General features: G+C 59.1%; 21 protein-coding genes. 8 read left to right on the top strand and 13 right to left on the bottom strand.

Annotated elements, in window-relative coordinates:
- Positions 1-7: 7 nt before the first annotated feature.
- Positions 8-2,005 carry a CocE/NonD family hydrolase gene (locus MWU49_RS15610; protein ID WP_246974102.1) on the bottom strand — a complete coding sequence of 666 codons (1,998 nt, stop codon included), beginning with the start codon at positions 2,003-2,005 and terminating at the stop codon, positions 8-10.
- 250 nt (positions 2,006-2,255) lie between these two features.
- On the opposite strand from MWU49_RS15610, the gene MWU49_RS15605 reads away from it, so the two are divergent.
- Both MWU49_RS15605 and MWU49_RS15600 read left to right on the top strand, forming a co-directional pair.
- Positions 2,256-2,546: a hypothetical protein gene (locus MWU49_RS15605; RefSeq protein WP_246974100.1), complete on the top strand. Its 291-nt coding sequence runs from the start codon at positions 2,256-2,258 to the stop codon at positions 2,544-2,546.
- The gene (locus tag MWU49_RS15600; RefSeq protein WP_246974099.1) at positions 2,546-3,151 is read left to right on the top strand and encodes a GNAT family N-acetyltransferase; all 606 of its coding nucleotides are present in this window, start codon (positions 2,546-2,548) and stop codon (positions 3,149-3,151) included. Before MWU49_RS15605 ends, MWU49_RS15600 begins: the two co-directional genes overlap by 1 nt.
- A 532-nt stretch (positions 3,152-3,683) precedes the next feature.
- Here MWU49_RS15600 and MWU49_RS15595 read toward each other — a convergent pair.
- Together MWU49_RS15595 and MWU49_RS15590 are read right to left on the bottom strand one after the other, a co-directional pair.
- Positions 3,684-4,547, bottom strand: coding sequence for an SDR family oxidoreductase (locus MWU49_RS15595; protein ID WP_246974097.1), 864 nt, complete (start codon positions 4,545-4,547; stop codon positions 3,684-3,686).
- A gap of 20 nt (positions 4,548-4,567) precedes the next feature.
- Entirely contained in the window at positions 4,568-5,818 is a 1,251-nt protein-coding gene (locus tag MWU49_RS15590; protein WP_246974095.1) for an oxygenase MpaB family protein, read from the bottom strand.
- A 136-nt stretch (positions 5,819-5,954) separates the two neighbouring features.
- Between MWU49_RS15590 and MWU49_RS15585 the strand changes: the two genes are divergently transcribed.
- From MWU49_RS15585 to MWU49_RS15560, 6 genes are all read left to right on the top strand, one after another.
- Positions 5,955-6,572 carry a TetR/AcrR family transcriptional regulator gene (locus tag MWU49_RS15585; protein WP_246974093.1) on the top strand — a complete coding sequence of 206 codons (618 nt, stop codon included), beginning with the start codon at positions 5,955-5,957 and terminating at the stop codon, positions 6,570-6,572.
- Positions 6,569-7,564: an AraC family transcriptional regulator gene (locus MWU49_RS15580; RefSeq protein ID WP_246974091.1), complete on the top strand. Its 996-nt coding sequence runs from the start codon at positions 6,569-6,571 to the stop codon at positions 7,562-7,564. Before MWU49_RS15585 ends, MWU49_RS15580 begins: the two co-directional genes overlap by 4 nt.
- A gap of 256 nt (positions 7,565-7,820) precedes the next feature.
- The gene (locus MWU49_RS15575; RefSeq protein ID WP_246974088.1) at positions 7,821-8,699 is read left to right on the top strand and encodes a fatty acid desaturase; all 879 of its coding nucleotides are present in this window, start codon (positions 7,821-7,823) and stop codon (positions 8,697-8,699) included.
- 191 nt (positions 8,700-8,890) lie between these two features.
- On the top strand, positions 8,891-9,769 hold the full coding sequence (locus MWU49_RS15570; RefSeq protein ID WP_246974085.1) for a fatty acid desaturase: 879 nt from the start codon (positions 8,891-8,893) through the stop codon (positions 9,767-9,769).
- A gap of 13 nt (positions 9,770-9,782) precedes the next feature.
- The gene (locus tag MWU49_RS15565) at positions 9,783-10,583 is read left to right on the top strand and encodes an SDR family NAD(P)-dependent oxidoreductase (RefSeq protein ID WP_246974082.1); all 801 of its coding nucleotides are present in this window, start codon (positions 9,783-9,785) and stop codon (positions 10,581-10,583) included.
- A gap of 301 nt (positions 10,584-10,884) precedes the next feature.
- A complete protein-coding gene (locus tag MWU49_RS15560; RefSeq protein ID WP_246974080.1) occupies positions 10,885-11,646 on the top strand; it encodes an NYN domain-containing protein in 762 nt (253 codons plus the stop codon).
- A gap of 372 nt (positions 11,647-12,018) precedes the next feature.
- Here the strand turns inward: MWU49_RS15560 and MWU49_RS15555 are convergent, their stop codons facing one another.
- The 10 genes from MWU49_RS15555 to MWU49_RS15510 all read right to left on the bottom strand — a co-directional run bounded on the left by MWU49_RS15555 (position 12,019) and on the right by MWU49_RS15510 (position 20,881).
- Complete coding sequence (locus MWU49_RS15555) at positions 12,019-13,323, bottom strand: TRAP transporter large permease subunit (RefSeq protein ID WP_246974078.1); 1,305 nt, start codon at positions 13,321-13,323, stop codon at positions 12,019-12,021.
- Positions 13,320-13,814, bottom strand: a complete 495-nt coding sequence (locus tag MWU49_RS15550; protein ID WP_246974075.1) for a TRAP transporter small permease — start codon at positions 13,812-13,814, stop codon at positions 13,320-13,322. Before MWU49_RS15550 ends, MWU49_RS15555 begins: the two co-directional genes overlap by 4 nt.
- The gene (gene dctP, locus MWU49_RS15545; RefSeq protein ID WP_246974073.1) at positions 13,815-14,804 is read right to left on the bottom strand and encodes a TRAP transporter substrate-binding protein DctP; all 990 of its coding nucleotides are present in this window, start codon (positions 14,802-14,804) and stop codon (positions 13,815-13,817) included.
- Positions 14,805-14,812: 8 nt separating this feature from the next.
- Complete coding sequence (locus tag MWU49_RS15540; RefSeq protein ID WP_246974071.1) at positions 14,813-15,664, bottom strand: TRAP transporter TatT component family protein; 852 nt, start codon at positions 15,662-15,664, stop codon at positions 14,813-14,815.
- A 71-nt stretch (positions 15,665-15,735) separates the two neighbouring features.
- Complete coding sequence (locus MWU49_RS15535; RefSeq protein WP_246974069.1) at positions 15,736-16,557, bottom strand: rhomboid family intramembrane serine protease; 822 nt, start codon at positions 16,555-16,557, stop codon at positions 15,736-15,738.
- A 1-nt stretch (position 16,558) separates the two neighbouring features.
- Positions 16,559-17,605 carry an aminopeptidase gene (locus tag MWU49_RS15530; RefSeq protein ID WP_246974068.1) on the bottom strand — a complete coding sequence of 349 codons (1,047 nt, stop codon included), beginning with the start codon at positions 17,603-17,605 and terminating at the stop codon, positions 16,559-16,561.
- 1 nt (position 17,606) lies between these two features.
- Entirely contained in the window at positions 17,607-18,173 is a 567-nt protein-coding gene (yeiP, locus tag MWU49_RS15525) for an elongation factor P-like protein YeiP (RefSeq protein WP_246974067.1), read from the bottom strand.
- Between the two features lie 235 nt (positions 18,174-18,408).
- Positions 18,409-19,194 carry a lysophospholipid acyltransferase family protein gene (locus tag MWU49_RS15520; RefSeq protein WP_246974066.1) on the bottom strand — a complete coding sequence of 262 codons (786 nt, stop codon included), beginning with the start codon at positions 19,192-19,194 and terminating at the stop codon, positions 18,409-18,411.
- Positions 19,195-19,233: 39 nt separating this feature from the next.
- Complete coding sequence (locus MWU49_RS15515; protein ID WP_246974065.1) at positions 19,234-20,127, bottom strand: GNAT family N-acetyltransferase; 894 nt, start codon at positions 20,125-20,127, stop codon at positions 19,234-19,236.
- A gap of 511 nt (positions 20,128-20,638) precedes the next feature.
- The gene (locus MWU49_RS15510) at positions 20,639-20,881 is read right to left on the bottom strand and encodes a CDGSH iron-sulfur domain-containing protein (RefSeq protein ID WP_246974064.1); all 243 of its coding nucleotides are present in this window, start codon (positions 20,879-20,881) and stop codon (positions 20,639-20,641) included.
- Positions 20,882-20,997 lie beyond the last annotated feature (116 nt).

The raw sequence follows: 20,997 nt of genomic DNA, 5'->3' as shown, positions 1-20,997 counted from the left end.
TCGCTCCTCAAAGCACCGGCACCAGCACCGTCCCTTCCAGGGTCACTGCCGGCACCAGTACATCCCGGCTCAGGCTGGACAGGTATTGCAGGTGGTAGCCGTAGACCAACAGCCCCAGCTGTTCGCCCTCTTCCAGCGCTTCTGCCACACCGACCATCTCTACCTGATGCTGACCCAGGCCCCGTAACGGGGTGAGTTGATCATCGATCAGTCGGGGAGCTTCGGTTCCGACACGCGCACCCCAGCCCACATGAACGATGGCATCACAGCCGGTGGCCGGCAGCTCTTCCGGCAGATCCGCATCCACGTTGCAGTATTCCGGTACCCCAAGCAAAGGCAGACCAAGTGTCACATCCAGGGCACCAATCCCTGCCACTCCCGCCAGCTCCTCCGGCAGGTTCTGCAGCGGGATAAACACCGGTGTCAGCAGGCTGGTCAGCCCTGGAAGACTGTTGGGAATGGGCACTGCCGTTTCCGGCACAGCCGTTTCAAACCGGTTTTCATCATCGATTTGCGCCAGCGTTCGCCATACCGCTTCACCATCCTTGAGGGGCAGGCACACTTCATTTTGCAGCCTGTCCACAGCGGCACTCACCTCTGCAGCGAGTGTCTCTGCCCGTGGCGGCTCCAGCTTTTCATTGAGGAACGCCAACACCGCATCGTTGCGGCTCAGATCGCCACAGGCTGCGGCTCCACCCGCCTGTTGCAACTCAGGCAGATCCGCCCCCAGGCTGTTGAGCAGATCCTGCAGTGGAGCAACGCCCTCTGCCAACGGCCCGAGTTGTTCCAGCAGCCCGGCAATCTCGGGAAGAATATGGCCCGTCTCGTGCCCCATCAGGCGCACATCGCCGCCCAGCGCCCGGTATCCCTGAAAGTTTTCCCAGCCTGCGTTGAAGTTGAACAGGGTGTCGCGGATGCCCTGGGAAAAGAGAATATCCACTGGCGCCGGCTGCACCGCCGGGAACTCGTATTCAAGGCCGCCGGCTATCGGCGCCGTCAGGAAGTCCATAGGCTGCTGCTGATCCGCCGGCAATGCCTCCAGGAAGTAGGCCGCGCTGTGGTAATAGAAGAACGGCAAGGCCCCCTGGTGCATCACATTAAACGCCGCGCCCCGTACCAGCGTTTCCTTGATGGCCGGGTCCAGGCCGCCCAACAGTGGCTGATTGGCGCCACTCTCTCCCCCCGCCACCAGCAGCAAATCCCATGCTGACTTGATGGTGCCATTGGGGTTAAGGCTGTCACGCAGATCGTGGGGCGTGATATCCGGGGTAAGCACATCCAGACGATGTTGCGGGTCGATGTTGTGAATCAGCAGTTGATACATGCCTCCATAGCTGCCACCGGTGGCACCGGCTGCCAGGTTGAAATCACCCGCGGGCTGACGATCGTGAGCCAGATAATCAAGGTGGGTTTCCGCCCAGTCGAGAATCTGCAGCAGGTCACGCCCCTCGAAATTGGGATCCATCACTCTTACGGTGCCACTACTCTCATTGAAACCGCGCTGATCAATACTGATGACCGTGTAACCGTTATCCAGCAAGCGCTGCAGTTGCGTACCTGCCGGATCCGTTACCCGCTGACCACCAAAACCGTGGCCATGCAGCATCAACGGGTGACCTGTCACACAGTCCACATTGGCCGGCTCCATCACCTGAAAACTGATCGTCTCACCGCTGGAAGAAGTCAGCAGCACCTGATAATTGGCACTGCCGACCAACGCCCGCCCGGCCCGGCAGGAGGCCGTTGTATTGTCGGGATCGACCTCCGCCAGGACCAGTCCGGGAGTCTGGTAGCCAGGAACACGTCGAGCCACCACCGGAATATCCGGGGTGTCATTTGTTCCGGCCTGCGCTGCGGCTTCGTTGGCAGAAGAGCTGGACGTATTGGCCGCGACGGTCGAGGACGAACCGCCACCACCGCAAGCTGCCAGCAGGGAGCTGGCCAGAACCGTCATGCAAAGGTGGCGTATCAGGGGCTGGGGCTTGCTGAAATTCAGGGTGAACATAAGACCTCCCGGGTGGCCGCAGGCGTCACAAAGACGACAGGCCGTTGTTGTTTTTAAAGGCGAGGAGAAACGCTTATTGGCACGTTAATGCAAACTTATTCCCTGCGGGACTGGCCCTAACCAAACCCCAGCAAAGACCCTACAGGGCGTTTACCTTGTTCACACAACCTGGCGCAAGGTATACCCCTCCCCCAAAGCGCCCGGTTTTTGCTATGCTGACTCTCCTTCACGTTGAGTTTGGGGAAGCTCCGTGCGTCGTCTGATACCAATCACATTGCCCTTTCTGGCCCTGTGCAATGCACTGCACGCCAGTGATAGCGAGCTGCTCAATGCCGAGCAACGCGACGCCCGCCTGCGCGAACAACAAGAACTGGAAGCGCGCACACAGGAACTGGAAGCCCAGCACCAGACCACCCGTCAGTTGCTGGATCAGCAAGATGCCTACCTCAAGGCACTTCGCGAACAGATTGACGCCCTGAAAGAGGCCGAAGCGGCACAGGGCGATGGCGAACAGGCAGATTCTGCCGGGGGGACACCGTAATGATGGGCTGGATCCGTCGCTTTTTTGCCAAACCACAGGCTGCGCCCGACGCGCCACCAAAGCCACTGGTTGAACCCGAGCTCCCTGCCGCCGGCAACCCTCCCGCCAACGAACCCGATCCCTTCGCCGCCTTTCTGCCTTTTCAGATCCGGCCGCTGGAATCCGCGGATGTGAGCAAGTTGATCAGTGTCTTCCGCGATGCCATCCAGGTGGGTACTGCTGACCAGTATAATCAGGCACAAAGAGATGCCTGGAGTCAGGCGCAGAGCCACGACAGCCTGATCTCGCTACTCAGCGAAGGCGAAACCGTGGTGGCGGAATGGGACCAGGAACTAGTGGGCTTTGCCCAGCGTGTGCAGGACTGCATCAATATGATCTACGTGCACCCGGATTCGGCCCGGGTGGGCATCGCGACGCTGCTCTACCAGCATCTGGAGGACGGTGCCCGAGTGGATGGTGTTAGCAGGCTCACCGCTTATGTGAGCCTGACCGCCCACGATTTCTTCCAGTTCATGGGCTTCAATAGTGAAGGGGAAGAACAGGCCGACCGTGGTGGCGTCAGCCTGACCCGCCACCTTATGCGCAAATCATTAGTGACAAATTAGGTATACAGGCCATTTATTGATCAGATTTTTTGATCAAACGTCTCAAACAAGTGCGCTGGGTTGCCCCAGCCTTCCCTCGTATTATCTTCTCACGGTCAGCGAACTTCGCGGCCACCCAATGAGATTGCGCTCATTCTGAAACCCCCGGAGTCAAGGATGACTCCCTGGAGTCATAGACCTCCCCCCGGCAGGCTCCATGAACCCCCTTCTGGCCGTCCCCTCGACGGCCATTTTTTTTGGTGGTAAACCTCCCATACGGCACAGATATCCCGCTGTGGGAGCCTGCCTGCAGGCGATGATTTTATCGATTTTCGAAACTCGCTTCTCGTAACCCGAAACCGATTTTCTCGCTTGGGCTCGGATCGCTTGCAGGCAAGCTCCTACAGCGGCTTCTTCCGCTTGCAAAGCGAATCTGACCCGACCGGGTAGCGGCAAGCTTGCCAACCCCCGCCAGTTCGCCCGGGAAAAATCCGCTTTGCAAACGGTCGCACCACCCGCAGGCGGGTGGTGCCATCGTTGATCAGGGCTTGTTTCAGGGCTTGTATAGCAACTTGCCCACGCTGTTGAACGCCTTGTCCGAGAGACTCATGCGAATCATGGAACGGAACAGGGTTTCCGGCAGCAGGCGTCGTGCCGTCAGCAGCATGCGGGCATCCACCCCTACGCTATAACGCAGGCGGGAACTGCCGTCGGTAGAGGCGCGATAGATCACTTCCGCCGCCTGTTCCGGGGTCGAGCCGCCCGGCCCGGTCTTGTCCATGACGCCGAACTGCTCTTTGGCGTAGTTGTCGTAAGTGGACACACCGGTCTGGTTATCCCGGTCGGAAGAACGGCCAAAGAAGGCGGTATTCACTGCGCCCGGCTCGATGATCTTCACATTGATACCCAGCGGCGCCAGCTCATAGACCAGCCCCTCAGTAAAGCCTTCCACCGCCCACTTGCTGGAGTTGTACACGCTGTACAGTGGCAACGGCACACGGCCGACCATGCTGGCCACATTGACCAGCGCTCCACTCTTGCGCTCACGGAAGTGCGGCAGCACCGCACGGCAGGTTTCCATCAGCCCGAAAACATTAGTATCAAACTGGCGAATGATCTGCTCTTCACTGAGGGTTTCAAAGGCCCCCATCAGCCCATAACCGGCGTTGTTAACCAGCACATCGATAGCACCGAATTTTTCAATGGCACCCTCGATCGCGCTGTAAATGCTGTCGCGGTCATTCACATCCAGCCGCAACACCAGCACACCCGGCAGTGACGCCAGGCCACTGGCGTCACTGGGGTTGCGCATAGTCGCCACCACATTCCAGCCCTTCTTTTGAAAGAGCTGGGCGGTGGCATAACCGATGCCGGATGAAGCACCAGTAATCAGTACCGTCTTTTGCTTGTCAGTCACAATAGTCACCTGCTGCGTATTCAAACGTGGCCAGGATGCTTCGCATCCGGACGAATAATTCCCTGCTCGGAATCACCGAACATCTGGTTCAACACTTCCAGCTGATCCCGGCGGCCACGGCGCTCCTGACGGCGGCGCAGTACCGGGTTGTAGCGTTGCGAAACGTGACCCACAAAACGCGGCACCAGAGTGGCCACCGGATACCAGGGCAAGGTGGACTCGGGCAGCCCCAACTGCGCCATCTTTTCCTTGTCCAGGAAATAACTGCTCATGCTCAGGTGCTTCTCATAGGCCAGACGGCGCTGGATACCTTCCAGATGACTGAAGTGTCGCTCCAGCGGCTCGTCTGCCAGCGCCTTGCCAAGCTCCCGGGTGGTCTCGTCCGGACGGCTCTGGGTCATCAGGGTATGCTGCAGCAGCACAATGCCCTGACGCTCGGTATCCACCAGCCAACGCTCTTCCACGCCCATCAGCCAGCTGGCGTACTTCCACAGGTGCATCACCGCTTTGGATTCCCGCGGTGTCACCGGCACACCCAGTTTGCGCAGGCCACCGAGCATCACTACACAGAAGCCCAGATAGGTGGCCACCATGTCCACCTGGCTCAGGGGCATGCCCCACTCGCTGGCATCCCAGTCGTCGCGACGATTGAGGTTGCGGCGTACCAGGGAATGCACCATGCGCACATGCAGGGTGGAGCGGAAACCCGCTCCGAAGCGCTGCAGTCCGTCTACCTCGGTGCAGTCCACCCACCACTTACCGGTTTCAGCCACCCGCTGGGAGGCCCCCTTGTTGAGAGCACCGGTCAGCACCAGTGACTGATTGAAACCGGACAGCAGGTAGCCGCCCATCAAGGCCAGATCGCGCAGCACATAGGGTGCGGTCATGCCGGTGGAATGAATAAAGCGGGCACCTTCATTGATCAGGTCGAAATCCACCCATGACGGGCGTTTCTCCACCTTGCGAATAAAGGCCCGCAGCGGCTCAGGGCACTCTTTCACTGCCGCGAGCCCTTTATTGATGGCGGTTTCGAACATGGCACGGGCATCCCGGGCACCGTATTCCATCATCCAGTCCACCAGCGCATCCATCTCCGGATCCCCCACCCAGAGCGCGCCCACAACCCCGTCAAATTCTTCCCGGCTGGGCGCCAGATCGCGGCCCAACAGGGTCTTCAGCAGCAGCGGTGTCGGCTGCTGGGTCTTCTCGAAAGGCCGTACCCGTCCGGGTACCGCCGGCAATGCTTGCTGAGCCTTGGCTTGAGCGTTCATGCTCGCCTCCACGTGTCAGTACGACAGTTGTTGCAATGACAGGCACCCTAATGCGAATATGTATTCGCATTCAATTCGCATTTTAAAACTGGCTCAACATGAGCCATCACAAGAAGGGCTACAGAGAAGAGTCGTTATGCGTAAACGTCCACAGCAGCAGCGCTCACGGGAACTGGTCCAAGCCCTGATCGATGCCACCGCCAGGGTCATCCAGCAGCAAGGGCTGGATAACACGACCACCGCCCGGATTGCCGAGGCCGCCGGGGTCAGCGTGGGCTCGCTGTATCAGTACTTTGGTGACAAGGAATCGCTGATCGAGGCCCTGATGGAAAGCCTGGCGGAAGGTATCGGCACAGGCCTGCGCCGGCTCCCGCTGCTGGATAACGACGACATGCATGCCCTGATCGGCAATGCCATCCGCTTTGGCTTTGCCGTGCTGCATTCCCGTGATGGCCTTTATCTGGAGCTGGTGCGCAACTGGCACCGGCTGCCCACCGACCGGGTGGTGGATGTACTGCAACAACACTTCATGGAACTGGCTCGGGTTTATTTCCTGCGCCACTATCGGGATTACCCCATCGATAATCTGGAAGTGCGGGTGTTCATCGTCACCAACAGCGTACTGTTCACCATGGTGCGTCACATCAGCCAGCACAACGGACTGATTCGCGAAAACGCCCTCGCCACGGAACTGACCAGCATGGTAGCCAACTACATGACCCTGCCCCCGTCCTCATCGGAGGTGCAAGCATGAGCCCGGATCTGGCACTGGCTTACTGCCGCATGATTGCCCAGGCCATGGGTCTGGATCAGGACGGCCTGGAAAACCTGGTCTGCAACACCGGCATCAATGTGGAGACCCTGCAGCACGGTGATGGCTTTATCGATTGGGCCGGCACCTGCCAGCTGATCGCCAATGCCCAGGCCATCAATCCCCTGCCGGATCTTGCCTTGCAGGCCGGCCTGCGAGCCCTGCCCGCCATGCACGGCCCCATGGGCATGGCAGCCATGGCCAGCCCTACCCTGCGTGATGCCATGCGCGTGTTTGCCGCCTTCACCAACACCCGCACCCGGGTATTCCATACCGAGATGGAAGAAGATGCCGACACCATCACCCTGCATCTGCAGTTCAATTACCCCATGGATGACTACATCCGCTTCCTCACCGAATCCGCCATGGCGTCCGCCTACGCCTGCCACGTAGTACTGCGCGGCAAACCCATCAACGACGGGGTGGCCTACTTCAATTACCCGGCCCCACCGTGGGCGGATGCCTACAAGAAGATCTTCCGCGGCACCGAAGTGGTGTTCGATGCTCCGCAAACCGGCCTCACCCTGCCGGCCCATTACGGCGACGAACCCCTGGCCAGCCATGACCGGGAACTGCTGTGGATGGCCATCGGCCAGTGCGAAGCTCGCCAGGAGTCCCTGCGCAAGATGGGCACCGTCACCGACCAGGTGCTGGCCCTGTTGCATCAGGCCGAAGGCAAGGCGGACCTGGACACTATCGCCGACCGACTGCACATGAGCCCGCGCACCCTGATCCGCAAGCTCAAGCAGGAAGACACCCGCTTCCAGCAACTGCGCGACCAGACCCTCAGCCGCCGCGCCACCCAGCTACTCAGCCTGCCCCACTACACCGTGGCCGCGGTGGCAGAGGATCTCGGCTACACCGACGTAGCCAGCTTCCGCCGCGCCTTCCAGAGGTGGTTCGGCACCAGCCCGGGGAAGTTTCGGCAGGAATGAGTCAGTTACGAGTTGCGAGTAACGAGTTTCGAAAGTCAAAACCTGGAGGAGCGGAACCTTGTCTTCTCGCTTCTCGCTTCTCGCTTCTCGCTTCTCGCTTCTCGCTTCTCGCTTCTCGCTTCTCGCTTCTCGTAACTCGTAACTCGTAACTCAATCATCCCCTGTCATTTATCATCCCCCCCTTGTCAGCATCCGCGCTTATCCGTGAACCCGTTTCGGGCAACACTGAATAAAAGCACCATTGGAGACTGGCGCAATGAGTAACGCAGAGAAGAATAACGAACTGGCAAAACTGAAGGTGTCACCGAAATTTGCGTGGCCCACCCTGGCAATTCTGGTTGGCTCGCTTGCGGCCGTGGCACTGACCTGGATCATGGTCCCCATGGGCATCTGGCCCCTGTGGGTGGGCATGGTAGTCAACAGCATCGCGGGCTACGCCCTGTTCACCCCGGCCCATGAGGGCATTCACCGCGCTGCCGCCCAGAAGTCCGAGCACAACGACTTCATTCTGGCCGCCGCCACCTTTGTGGCCGTGCCGTTCGGCAAGGGCAAGCTGTTCCGCCTGCTACACATGCGCCACCACCGCTTCGCCAACGACCCGGAAAACGATCCGGATCACTGGATGGCCAGCAGCCTGTGGACCATGCCGCTGTGGGGCCTGTGGCCGTACTTCTACCTGTACAAGTTCCTGCGCAACCCGGAACTGCTGCCGAACGTGAAGGTATCGGAAATTGTCCGTGAGATCGTGGTGGCCGGCGCCATCTTCGGTGTCCTGATTGTGCTGATGCCGTACTACATGCTGATGCTGTGGCTGATCCCCACCTACTTCGCCTTCTTCCTGATGTGCCTGGTGTTCATGGTGCTGCCGCACTACCCGCACACCGGCCGTCAGGACGAGGACCCGAACACCACCGCGCTGATGCGCATGGGCCAGGAATGGTGGCTGACCCCGGTGCTGATGTTCCAGAACTATCATCTGGTGCATCACCTGTACCCCACCGCACCGTTCTATCGCTACGGCAAGATCTGGAAAGCCCGCGAGGCCTACCACCTGGAGCATTCCGGCGACATGATCATCGGCCCCTTTGGCCTTGGCCCGGAAAACCGTAACGAGTCCACTGGCAACGCCACCTGATTGGAAAGCCGGACGCCAGACGCCTGACGCCAAAAGCGGAAGGCGTCTGGCCGTTTAGCGTCAGGCCTCAGGCGTCCTATCAGGCGTCTCACCTGACACTATTTATCCCCTTTTTTGGCAGCTTTGGTGCTTAACAAGCCCTGCGAAAAGGTAAACACTGTGTATGCACAACCTGCAGGGAGACCGCCCCAATGACCACAACAACTGAAGCAGAAGAACTCAAGACACTGGCCAAACTGAAGGTCTCACCGAAGTTTGCCTGGCCCACCATCACCCTGATGGTGCTGTCCCATGCCGCCAACATTGCCAGCTGGGTGATGGTGATTGGTGGCTACTGGCCGGCCTGGGTCGGGCTGGTGATCAACAGCATCTCAGGCTATGTCATGTTCACCCCGGCCCACGAATCCATTCACCGTGCCGCCGCCCAGAAGTCTGAGCATAACGACCTGATTCTTTCCATCGCTACCTTTGTGGCCGTGCCGTTCGGCAAGGGTAAGCTGTTCCGCATCATGCACATGCATCACCACCGCTTTGCCAACGACCCGGAAAAAGATCCCGATCACTGGATGGCCAGTAGCCTGTGGACCATGCCGCTGTGGGGCTTCTGGCCCTTCATCTACCTGATCAACTACATGCGTCATCCGGAAAAACTGCCCAACGTGGAAATGGCCGAAATGCGCCGTGAGCTGATCGTAGCCGGTATCGCCCTGACCGCCCTGTTCATCTGGCAACCCTATGTGACCCTGATGCTGTGGCTGATTCCGTCCTACTTCTCGTTCTTCCTGATGTGTCTGGTGTTCATGGTGCTGCCGCACTACCCGCATACCGGCCGCCAGGACGTGGACCCGAACACCACCTCGCTGATGCGCATGGGCTGGGAATGGTTGCTGACCCCGATTCTGATGTACCAGAACTATCACCTGGTCCATCACCTCTACCCCACCGTGCCGTTCTATCGTTACGGTAAAGTCTGGAAAGCCCGCGAGGCCTACCATCGCAAACACTCCGGCAGCATGATCATTGGCCCCTTCGATCTGGGCCCCAAAGAACAACCCGGCGACGCCGCCTGACAGGAGCATAACAATGACAAGAACCGTACTGATCACCGGTGGCGCCGGTGGTATTGGCCGTGAATTCTGCAAGCTGTTCAACAACGACGGTTACCGCATCGTGGTGTTCAGCCTGCTGCAGGAAGAGCTCGATCAGCTGGGCAAGGACCTGAAAGCCCAGCGCGCCAACGTGGACTACCACGGTGTACAGATGGACCTGTCCGAACCGGATGCCGCCGAACGCATCGTCGAATGGCTGGACCAGGAAAAGATCGAGCTGGACGTGCTGGTCAACAATGTGGGCTTCGGCATGATGGGCGAGCATGTTGAACAGGACAGCAAGAAGCTGGAGCGCATGCTCACCCTGAACAACATCCTGCTCAGCAAGCTGTGCATGCTGGTAGGCGCCAAAATGAAAGCCCGCGGCACCGGCCAGATCATGAACATCGGCTCCCTCGCCGGCTTCTGCCCCATGCCGTTCTTTGCCGCCTACAGTGCCAGCAAGGCATTCGTGATCAACTTCAGCGCCTCCCTGCACGAAGAGCTGAAGCCCTACGGCGTACAGGTCACCTGCTTCTGCCCCAGCACCACCAAGACCGCCTTCCTGGATACCGCCCAGAGCAAGCATCAGTCTTCCAGCGGCATCACCAAGTTCGTCTCGACCCAGATCGACACCCCGGAAGAGGTGGCCATCGCCGGCTACAAGGCACTCAACGAAAAGAAAATCTTCGCCCTGCCCAGCCTGCCGATCACCCTGCAAAGCATCTGGATCCGCACCATGCCGTTGCGTTATATGGCAAATTTTGTGTTCAAGAAATCCGTTAAAGAGCAGTGAAAAAGCAGTTAACAGTTAATAGTGAATAGTTAACAGCTGCGCGAGCGAAGCGTGGCGGTGATGTAAAAGATAGAGGCCGCGCCCAGGCATTGGGCGCGGCCTCTATCGTTTGTGGAGCAAGGTTTTCTGTGGGAGCGTGCTTGCACGCGAAGGGTTTATAGTAAAGCCTCGCTGTCGCTCGAATCGCGTGCAGGCACGCTCCTAAAGTGGCAGGGAGGCTATCCCTACACTCATCGATTTACTGTTAACGATTACCCCCTCACCACGATAAGCTTGGCGTAACCACCCACAAGGAAGGCTAATGAGCAAACGGAATGGGAATAGTTCGGACCCCGATCATGCGTCCCTCGCGGTGCTAATCGATGCGGACAACGCGCCAGCGAAGATCATCGATGGTCTGTTTGAGGAAATCGCAAAATACGGTACCGCCAGCGTCAAGCGTATCTACGGCGATTGGACCAAGCCCAACCTGGGCGGTTGGAAGGATGTGCTGCTCAAACATTCCGTACAGCCCGTCCAGCAATTCGCCTATACCAAGGGCAAGAACGCCACCGATAGCAGCATGATCATCGATGCCATGGATCTGCTCTATACCAAGCAGCTGGATGGTTTCTGCATTGTCTCCAGTGACAGCGATTTTACCCGGCTGGCAGCACGTCTCAGAGAAGAAGGCTTGATGGTCTACGGGTTCGGCGAGGAAAAGACGCCCGAGCCCTTTGTATCAGCCTGCGACAAGTTTATCCGAACCGAGGTGCTACGCTCGGATCACAGTCCGGAACAGGATGAGAGCAAAGAGGCGCCAACAGAAGCCACTCCCAAGCCGATACAAAAAGAGCCGCCGCCATTACAGTTGATCGCCAATGTCATCGACTCCATCGGCGACGAGGATGACTGGGCCAACCTGAGCCCCGTTGGACAGCTACTGAGTAAACGCAAACCGGACTTTGACACCCGTCTGTACGGTCACAAGAAACTCAGCGACCTGTTACGGGCCTACCCAAAATGGTTCGAGCTAAAAAAAGGCGCCGGCTCCGGCGTTCTCGTCAAAGCCCTCCGCAAATAATCTCACTCCATCTTTCTGTAGGAGCACCTCTCGAGGTGCGAATCGAGCGATAGCGAGTTACGAGTTGCGGAAGGCAAGATCAAAAATCATACCTACGAGAACCGGGTTTTTGGTTTTCGAAACTCGCTTCTCGCAACTCGAAACTGGTTTGTTCGCACCTCACTAGCACTGTGGGAGCGTGCCTGCACGCGATTCGAGCGACAGCGAGGCTTTACTATAAACCCTTCGCGTGCAAGCACGCTCCCACAGAAAACCTTGCTCCACAAACCAAAGAGGCCGCGCCCAATAGCTGGGCGCGGCCTCTATCTTTTCAGTCACTGCCACGCGTTCCACGCGCAACTATTAACTATTAACTATTAACTATTCACTGCCTTATCTAACCAGCCACAAACTCAACTGCGGAATATAGGTGATCATCAGCAGCGCCACGATCAGTACCAGCATGAACGGGATGGTGGAAGCGAACAGTTCGGTGACCCGTTTCTTGAAGCGGTAGCTGGCGATGAACAGGTTCATGCCCACCGGCGGGGTGATGTAGCCGATCTGCATGTTGGCCACGAAGATCACGCCCAGGTGCACAGGATCAATGCCATAACGCAAGGCCACCGGCAGGATCAGCGGCACCATGATGACCAGTGCCGCGAAGATATCCAGCAGCGCCCCCAACAGCAGCAGCAGGATATTGAGCAGGATCAGGAAAGCAATCTTGCTCTCCACGTGGGTCTGGATCAGGGTGAACAGTTTCTCCGGTACGCCGGCGTACACCAGGTAGTCGGTAAAGGCCAACGCCACCGCCAGGATCAGCAGAATACCACCGACCATGATCATGGAATCGCGCATGATGGCGGGCAGCTTGCGCAGGGTGATTTCCTTGTACAGGAACACTTCCGCCACCAGCACATAAAGCGCCGTCACCGCGGCCGCTTCGCTGACTACCAGGAAGCCGGAGAAGATCCCGCCCAGTACCACGATGGGCAGTGGCAGCTCCCAGCGGGCTTCCCACAGGGCATCCACCAGTTCGCGGAAATCGAACGGCTGACGGGGAATCGGATGACCTGCCTTGGCCGCGCCACGGGTGGCCCAGACACAATAGCCGTACAGCAGCACGATCATCAGCAAAGCCGGCACCAGGCCAGCCAGATAGAGATCCACGATCTCCACCGGGGGCATGTCCAGCTGCTGGGACATCTGCTGGGCAATGATGCCGTAGATCAGCAGCGGCACAGAGGGCACCAGCAACAGGCCCAGGCTGCCCGATGAGGTCACCAGACCCAGGCTGAAACGCTCCGGGTAATTGCCCTTCACCAGCGCCGGCAACAACAAGGCACCCAGCGCCACAATGGTGACACCGGATCCGCCCGTGAGCGCAGTAAAGAAAGCACAGGCAATCAGGGACACGAATGCCATGCCACCGGGCATCCAGCCAAAGGCGGCCTGGCTGAGACGCAGCATCCGGTCTGCGGTTTTCGATTCGCTGAGCAGGAAACCGGCAAAGGTGAACAGCGGCAGCGCCATCAGCACCACCGAGTTGCTCAGCTGGTAGATATCGATGTGCAGCACCGCCAGCTCGATATCCAGGGTATAGAACCCCAGCGCAGCGGCACCAAGAATAATCGCGTAGAGGGGGGCTCCCATCAGAGCCAGCAGGATCAGCAGTAAAATGGCGATCGTGATCATGCCACCGGCTCCTGCATCCGCGGCCGCTTGCCGACCAGCGCCATCAGGAACAGCAGCACATAGCGCACCGCCATTACGGTAAAGCCCACCGGGATGATGGCCTGCAGCAACCAGCTGGGCACCTCGGCAAAGGCCGGGGTGGCGTATTCATATTCTTCGATCACGAATCCCACGCTGTACCAGGCCACCAGTCCACAGATAAAGGCGGTGAACAGATCCACGCCGATGGTCAGGAAGGGATGGTACTTTTCCGGCAGCAGGGTGGACGCCACATCAATGCGGATGTGCTCATCCTTGCGGGAGGCAATCATCGCCCCCAGCAGACCAATCCATAGCACCGCGTTCTGCAGCAGCGGTTCGATCCACACCAGGCTGGTGCCAAAGAAGTTGCGCAGCACAATCTGCGCCACCGCCAGCAGGATCATAAACAAAAGGACGGCCACGATAAGGCCGTCCTCGATGCGGTGTAACCAGCGAAGCAGGGCTGTCATTTACTGCCCTTCACGCTGCTTGGCCAGGATGGCATTGAGCCGGTCCAGCATGGCCTGGCTGATTTCGCCTTCTTCCACCAGTTCAGCCGTGGCGCGATCGGCGTAGGTTTTCCATTCCTTGAACTGCTCGTCAGTGGGCTTCACCACCGTCAGGCCCTGCTGCTGCACGGCCTGGAAGGCACTCAGATTTTCCTTGCGGCTTTCTGCATCCAGTTTGGCAAAGGTGGCTTCCAGCACTTCGTGTACGGTTTTCTGATCTTCTGCGCTCAGGCGGCCAAAGTATTTCTTGTGGATGCCCAGCAAACCAAAGGTGTACAGCAACGGCATATCAGTCACGTTGTTCACGCGGGAATACCATTGCAGGGTCAGGGCGGCCACCGGCGGTGCAGCAAAGGCATTGATGGCACCGGTCTGCAGGGAGGTCAGTACCGCGCCAATGTTGAGCATGATCGGCGACAGCTCGAACGCCTTGGCCGCCTTGGCGGAGGCTTCGTCGTTGGCCGGCAGCCACAGCTTCTGGTCACGCAGGTCATCCAGACTGCGCACCGGGTTTTCGGACATGACGTAGGCAAAGCCACCGTCGATCAGACCGAAGCTGACCCAGCCACCGGCTTCCAGACCCTTCTGAATTTCCGGGTCCAGCTCGGCGCGCACCGCGTCCACTTCCTCATAATTATTGAAGGCCAGCGGCACGTTGAGGATCTGGCTGTCCTTGTAGGCGGAAGCAAAGGCACCGCCCTGCGCGATCTGGCCATGCAGCTGGCCAATGCGGATCTTGCGCTCCACCGCCCGGTCATCACCCATCACCCCACCGGGATAGATCTTCAGTTTCACCCGGCCTTCGGTCTTCTCGGCAATCTCCTTGCCGGCATCCTTGAGCCCGGTGACGATGGTGGTGCCATCGGGATACAGGGTGGAAATCTTCAGGGTAGTGGCGGCGGTAGCCACCAGCGGCAGCAGGGCTACCAGTACCGTCGCAAGACGCAACATATCAGCTCCTAGAAATATTCATCCGCGTCGGCAAGCAAGGCTTCCGCCTCTTGCTGCGCATAGGTGTTTTGCAAGGTCAGGCCATGAACGTCCGGGTCTGCCGCCAGCACCTCGTTGAGCAGGCGATCATGCAGTTCCCGGTCAAAGACCAGCCGTGCGTATTTTTCGGCATACAGCACCGGGGCCAACAGGTTCTTGCCCTCGGACAGCGCCACTGCCTTTTCGAAATGATCCTTGGCCACATCCGGCTTGCCGCCCAGGGACGCCGGCAGGATGCTGTTCAGCACCCCCAGGTACATGTGCGCCTGGCCGTACTGGTAACCTTCATCCAGTTCCACCACGCGGTCCATGATGGCTTCCACACGGCCCAGTTCAGCGACCGCATTCCAGTCACTGGTGTTCTGCTGGATGTAACCGGCCCAGGCACCGCCCAGAGTGAACAGCATGGGAACATCGTTCTTGCTGGCATCCGCGAGCAGTTCTTCGAACTCCGGCACACTGATGCCGCGCAAGTCACAGTAATCGCCATCGCGGGCACAGGCCGAACGGAACGCATAGTCCAGGGCCTTGTTGCTGAGCTTGCGGGCCCGCTCCGGTTCCTGCACAAACAGGCCCGCGTAGGCGCCGTACAGATCCGCACCACTGGCCAGCAATGACTCACTCTCCGGCCAGTTTTCGATCAGGCCATCCACCATCAGCAGATAGGTGGGCAGTCCATCTTCGACCAGCTGAAGATCGTTATTGTTCAATACGCCGTAGGGCAGGTTGTCATCGACCCGGGCCAGGGAGCAGCCTTGAAGGGTAAACGCCGATGCCAGCAAAACGGTGGGGACCAGCCCCTTGAGGAAGCGCCACTGCATAGGTCGCTGTTTCCCTTTCTTTATTATGACAATGGAATTGGCTGTCTTTATAGCAGTCCCACAGGGGTAACTCAAACCGCGCTATTGGCCGAACTGCGGCGAATAAGGCCGAAAATGCCACCCAGAACGCAGCCGCTGACCAGACCGGACAAATGGGCAGTATTGGCAACGATTCCTGACAGCCCCACAAAACAGATCACCATCCATGCCAGCATGAAGATCACGATCTCGCGGCGCAGGGCGTAGCCAGCCCCCGGGTTAATCTTGCCGTAGATCCACAGATAGCCCAGCAGCCCGTAAACCACCCCGGACAACCCGCCGAACAGATGTCCGGAATCCAGAAACTGGGCGAAATTGGACACTCCCGCGGTGATCAGGGTGACCATCAGCAGCTGCCCCGAGGACTGGAAACGCTCGATCAACCGGCCCAGGTCCGCCCACCACAGCAAGTTGAACAGGATATGCATCAGCGAGAAATGCAGCAGCATGGGCGTGAACAACCGCCAGGGCTGGGCAGCCAGTACGTCCAGGGTCGGCGGGAACATCAGCGCCCGGTAGACGGTTTCGCCGAACAGGAAGGGGGTCAGATAAATCAGCCCGCAAAGCACCAGACCGGCCTTGGTGACCCAGCCCATGCTGGCCAGCCAACCACCGGACAGCAAGGGTTGCGGCCTGCCGGTGAGGGGCTCCACTGCCACCTGGCCCTGCTGGCGCTTGAGATCACCAATCAGCTCTTCCACCAGCTGACGGGCATGGGGGTATTGTTGCTGGTCAGGGATCGACAGCACCTGCTGATCGCCCTGCTCACTGCGTTCCACGGTGAAGCCATTGCGGGTGAGAGTGTGTTGAATCAGGTCAGCCAGTTCCGGCTGGGGGGTACGAATCAGTTCCATGTCATTTCCCGGAAAGCCCCGTCAGGGCGTCCCTGCGTTGTTCATCGGTCAGATCAGCCAGGTTACCCACCTGCTGCCAGAAGCAGCCCCAGTCACGCTGGCACTGATCGAGCAAACGGGCAAACGCCGGGACATAGCCATTATAGTCACTGACCCCATTGAGCTGGGCATTGTTCAATGGACCATCGAAAAAGCCCTGATAGCCCGCCAGAGCCGGATTGCTCGTCTGTTCACTGACAAAACGCTCGCGTGCCTGCTGCTGGATCTGCGCCTTGCCGGCGGCCAGCGCATCCTCCGCTCCGCCACGCTCATACAGCGCCTTCAGGTCACTGCGGGTGTCCTCAATGATTGCCAGAAAGGCCTGCTCGGCCCGATCCCGCCGGGCCAGTGCCTCCGGATCCACGGCAATGCCACTGTCGGCCAGAAACGCCAATGCCCCTTCCCGCCCCACCAGGGTAGCCAGGGATTCATTGAACCGGGTGTCATTGGCGATATAGATACGGCGATGGGTCAGCTCATGGATCAGCAGCTCCGCCAGCGCGGGTTGGGAGCGTTTCAGCATCGGGGTGGTGAGTGGATCGGCAAACCAGCCAAGCGTGGAGTAGGCAATGGCGCCGCCCACCCAGGTGTCCATACCGTCGCTGGCCAGGCTGGCGGCCTCCTGTTCCGCACGCTGTTGATCGAAGTAGCCCCGATAGCTGACGCAGCCGAGCATGGGGTAGCACCAGGTTTTCGGGCTCAGGGACCACTTCGGCGCGGCCAGCACGTTCCAGACCACCGCATCCTGATCCAGCGCCACATACTGGTGGTAGACGTCCTCCGCGGGAAGATCGAGATTCGGGCCCGCCCAGGCAATCACCTGCTGGCTGAAAGCCAGCTGGGCCGCCACTGGCGCCGGTGTCTGCGGGTCCGCCAGCACCGCATCCACTGGCTCCCGCTTGCCCATCAGCGCGAAATGCCCACTGACCGCCTGGCCGTAGTAGCCAAGCTGGCAGCCGGCCAGCAGTACCGCCAGGGCCAGCAGAAAGACAACGGCCAGACGCCGCATATCAGGCCCGGGACATGAACTTGCGTTCGGCGGTGTTCACCCGCACCTTTTCGCCTTCCACGATGTATTCCGGCACCTGAACCACCAGGCCGGTATTGAGGGTGGCAGGCTTGGTGCGGGCAGAGGCCGAGGCAGCCTTCATGGCGGGGGCGGTTTCGGTCACTTCCAGCACCACCGACGCCGGCAATTCCAGACCGATCACCGCGTCTTCCACCTTCAGGGCCAGCACCCCTTCAGTCTCTTCCGTGATGAAAGCCAGCTCGTCGCTGATGTCTTCCTGCTTGAGCAGGTACTGGGAGAAATCCTCGTTGTCCATGAAGATATAGTCGTCACCATCCACGTAGGAAAACTGCACCGGCCGGCGCATCAGATCCACGGTGGTCACATCCTCGTCGCCCTTGAAACGCTCTTCGAACTTGGGCCCGCCACCGACGGCACTGGCCTTGACCCGATACAGGGTAGCCGCGCCCCGGGCAGAGGGAGACTGTACTTCGATCTGACGGATGGCGTAGAGGGTACCGTTGACTTCAATAACGTCGGATTTCTTCAGTTCACTGGCGCGAGTCATGGAAAAGCGTTCCTGAGATTGAGATGCGCCAATGCTACAACAAACCGGGGCGGCAGGCTGCAGCTCAGGGCGTTTCCATGGCGCAGAGCCCCGGGAACGAACGGAAGCGATAGCGAGTGACGAGTTTCGAGTTGCGAAAGGCAAAACCCGTAGCAGAAGGAGTCAGGTTTTCGAAACTCGTAACTCGCAACTCGAAACTGGCTCTTCTTGGTCTCAAGCTTGCCCCCAAACGGGATCAGCCCTTCAGCTGCTGAGCGATGCGCTCCCGGGCCTGCTCACAGAGCGCCTTGCGATCGCCATCCGCATCCAGCACCTGGCAGAAATGCAGACGAATACGCAGTTCCCGGCGCAGCAACATGGCCCAGAGATGATGATGGAACTCGTCATCGCCGATAAAGGCCATGGCCTCATCCGGCGACCCCATGTTGTCCAGATAGCGGATGGCCAGGGGCTGTACCGGAGTTTTCGAGAGGAGCGGCGCATCGAACAATTGCGGGAAGAAGCGCCGCAGACCGGTGCCATCGGTGGTAGTGCCTTCCGGGAATACCAGTACGGTATGCCCCTGCTGCAGTCGACTGGCAATCTCCCTTGCCTTGCTACCGGATTCGCCACTGCCCCGCTTGATGAACAGGGTATCCACCGCCCGGGCCAGCTGGCCGATCAGCGGCCACTGCCCCACTTCCTCCTTGGAGAGAAAATACAGATGGCGCTGGCTGGCGATCACCGGGATATCCAGCCAGGAGACATGATTGCTGACCAGAAAGACACTGCCATTTTGCGGTTGCCCGGTCACCGTGAGCTCGGCCCCCAGAATACGCAGGAATCGCTGACACCAGCGCTGCTTGGCCGCCAGCACCCGGGGCTGCTGCGGCCACCAGAAGGCGCCGAGCAGGAGCGCCAGCACAAAGCCCCATAGCAAATGAACCACGATGCGCAACACCCGCCACAACCGCCGCAGCTGCGGCCAGTGGCCATTATCCACATCGGCACCAATACTGACGCTACCGTCCACGTCACTCATGGCCTGCCCCATTAGCTGTCAACGGTCCACTATCCACGGTCAACTGACGGGAACCGCATGGGCCGGTTGCGCCACCGCCAGGGTGTCCGCCGGCTGCATGAAGTGCTGAACATAGCGGGCAGGCAGATCGTTCACGTCCATCAGCACAAAGAAATCGAGACAATTGAAATCCGGATCCCAGCACGGCTCGCCACAGATCTGGGCCCCCATGCGCACATAGGCCTTGAGCAGCGGCGGCATCTTCATGGTCGCTTCGCTGTCACCCGGAAGCTTTTCCAGCTTGAGGTGCGGAATGACCCGATGGTCCTCAGCACTCATGTGCTTGTCGCTGATGCGCTGCCAGATACCCGCCACGTTGTAGCCTTCACCCAGGGCAATGCTGGCACAGCCCAGCAGGTAGCGGATGTCATTCTCGATCATGTACTGGGCCAGTCGCGCCCACAGCACCGTGATCACGGCTCCATTGCGATGGGCCGGGTGAATACAGGTCCGGCCGATCTCTGCCAGGCGACCTTCCAGCCCCTTGAGCATGCGCAGATCGAATTCACCACTGGAGTAGAAACCGCCGGTGCGATGCAGACGATCACCGGGCAACACGCGGGTATAACCGACAATCTCGCCACTCTGGTTATCCTTCACCACCAGATGCAGGCAGTGACGATCATAGCGGTCCCGATCCAGACCGAACGGTGCGCTGAAACTGGCACCGTACTCCGCGGAGAAAATCCGGTAGCGCATGCGCTGCACCTTGATGATCTCCCGCCGTGACCGGGTGAAATAGGCCGTAAACCGACCCTGCTTTTCCGCCTCGTTCAGGTCACGCAACTCACGGGGAAAACGCAGAATGTCCGCCGTGGCCACAAACGGCTTGGCCAGGGCATCCTTGAGTTGCGGGCTCAGAGCTTTGATCTTTCCTGCGGCTTGCGCAAGCATGGCGTACTCCACTGGTATTTTGTCGCAGTGTCGTATCGTGCCGTGGCAAGGCGGTGACGGTTGGGTGACAGTTCAGTTAATAGTTAATAGTGAATAGTGAACAGTTGCGCGTGTAGCGGTGGTGGGGGCAGAAAGGGCCGTGTCCGCGCACTACGGTGGCTGCCGGCTGCAACGGTTTTTGTAGGAGTTCCACTGGTGGGACGAACCGAGCGTAGCAAGTCATGAGAAGCGAGTTGCGAGTTTCGAGTTGCGAAAGGCAAAATCAAAACATGACGTCTGCGAGTCTTGAGGGTTTGGCTTTTCGAAACTCGTGACTCGCAACTCGCTTCTCTTCCCTCGCTGTCGCCCAGATCGCTTGCAGGCAAGCTCCTACAGCGGAGCCTCCCTCGTAGGGCGGAAATGCCTCAGGGCATCTCCGCCGTTCGGTCGCCCGCAAACGCCATGCCCGCGGCGCACACTCTTCGAAGCAACAATACCCCAGGCTCGCGCGCTGTTAACTGTTCACTATTAACTATTCACTGATCTTGCTGTGGCTACCGTCGCACACCATTCCTTTCCTGCTTTGTTTGCAACCACAGAAAAACACGATGCAATCCTTTTGGGCAGTGAAAGGTTGGGGTTTGAAATCGGTGCCCTGATGACTGCCATCGCAGAAGGGTTGATTGGTGCTTTTTCCGCAGGAACACCAATGAACGGTTTCGCCTTTTTTTACCGGTAAGGGGTAGGGCCACCGGGTGGCTACGGGTTTGTTCATTGGAGATCCTGTTTCATGAATTGGCTTTGGGAGCTGCGGTAAGGCTGGACGGCGGAGATGCCCTGAGGCATTTCCGCCCTACGAGGGAGGCTCCGCTGTGGGAGCTTGCCTGCAAG

The organism is Alcanivorax sp. S6407, from assembly GCF_023016115.1.
In the GTDB taxonomy this organism is placed as follows: domain Bacteria; phylum Pseudomonadota; class Gammaproteobacteria; order Pseudomonadales; family Alcanivoracaceae; genus Alcanivorax.
The sequence above is the reverse complement of the archived record's forward strand: the minus strand, read 5'-3'. Positions and strand labels throughout refer to the sequence as shown.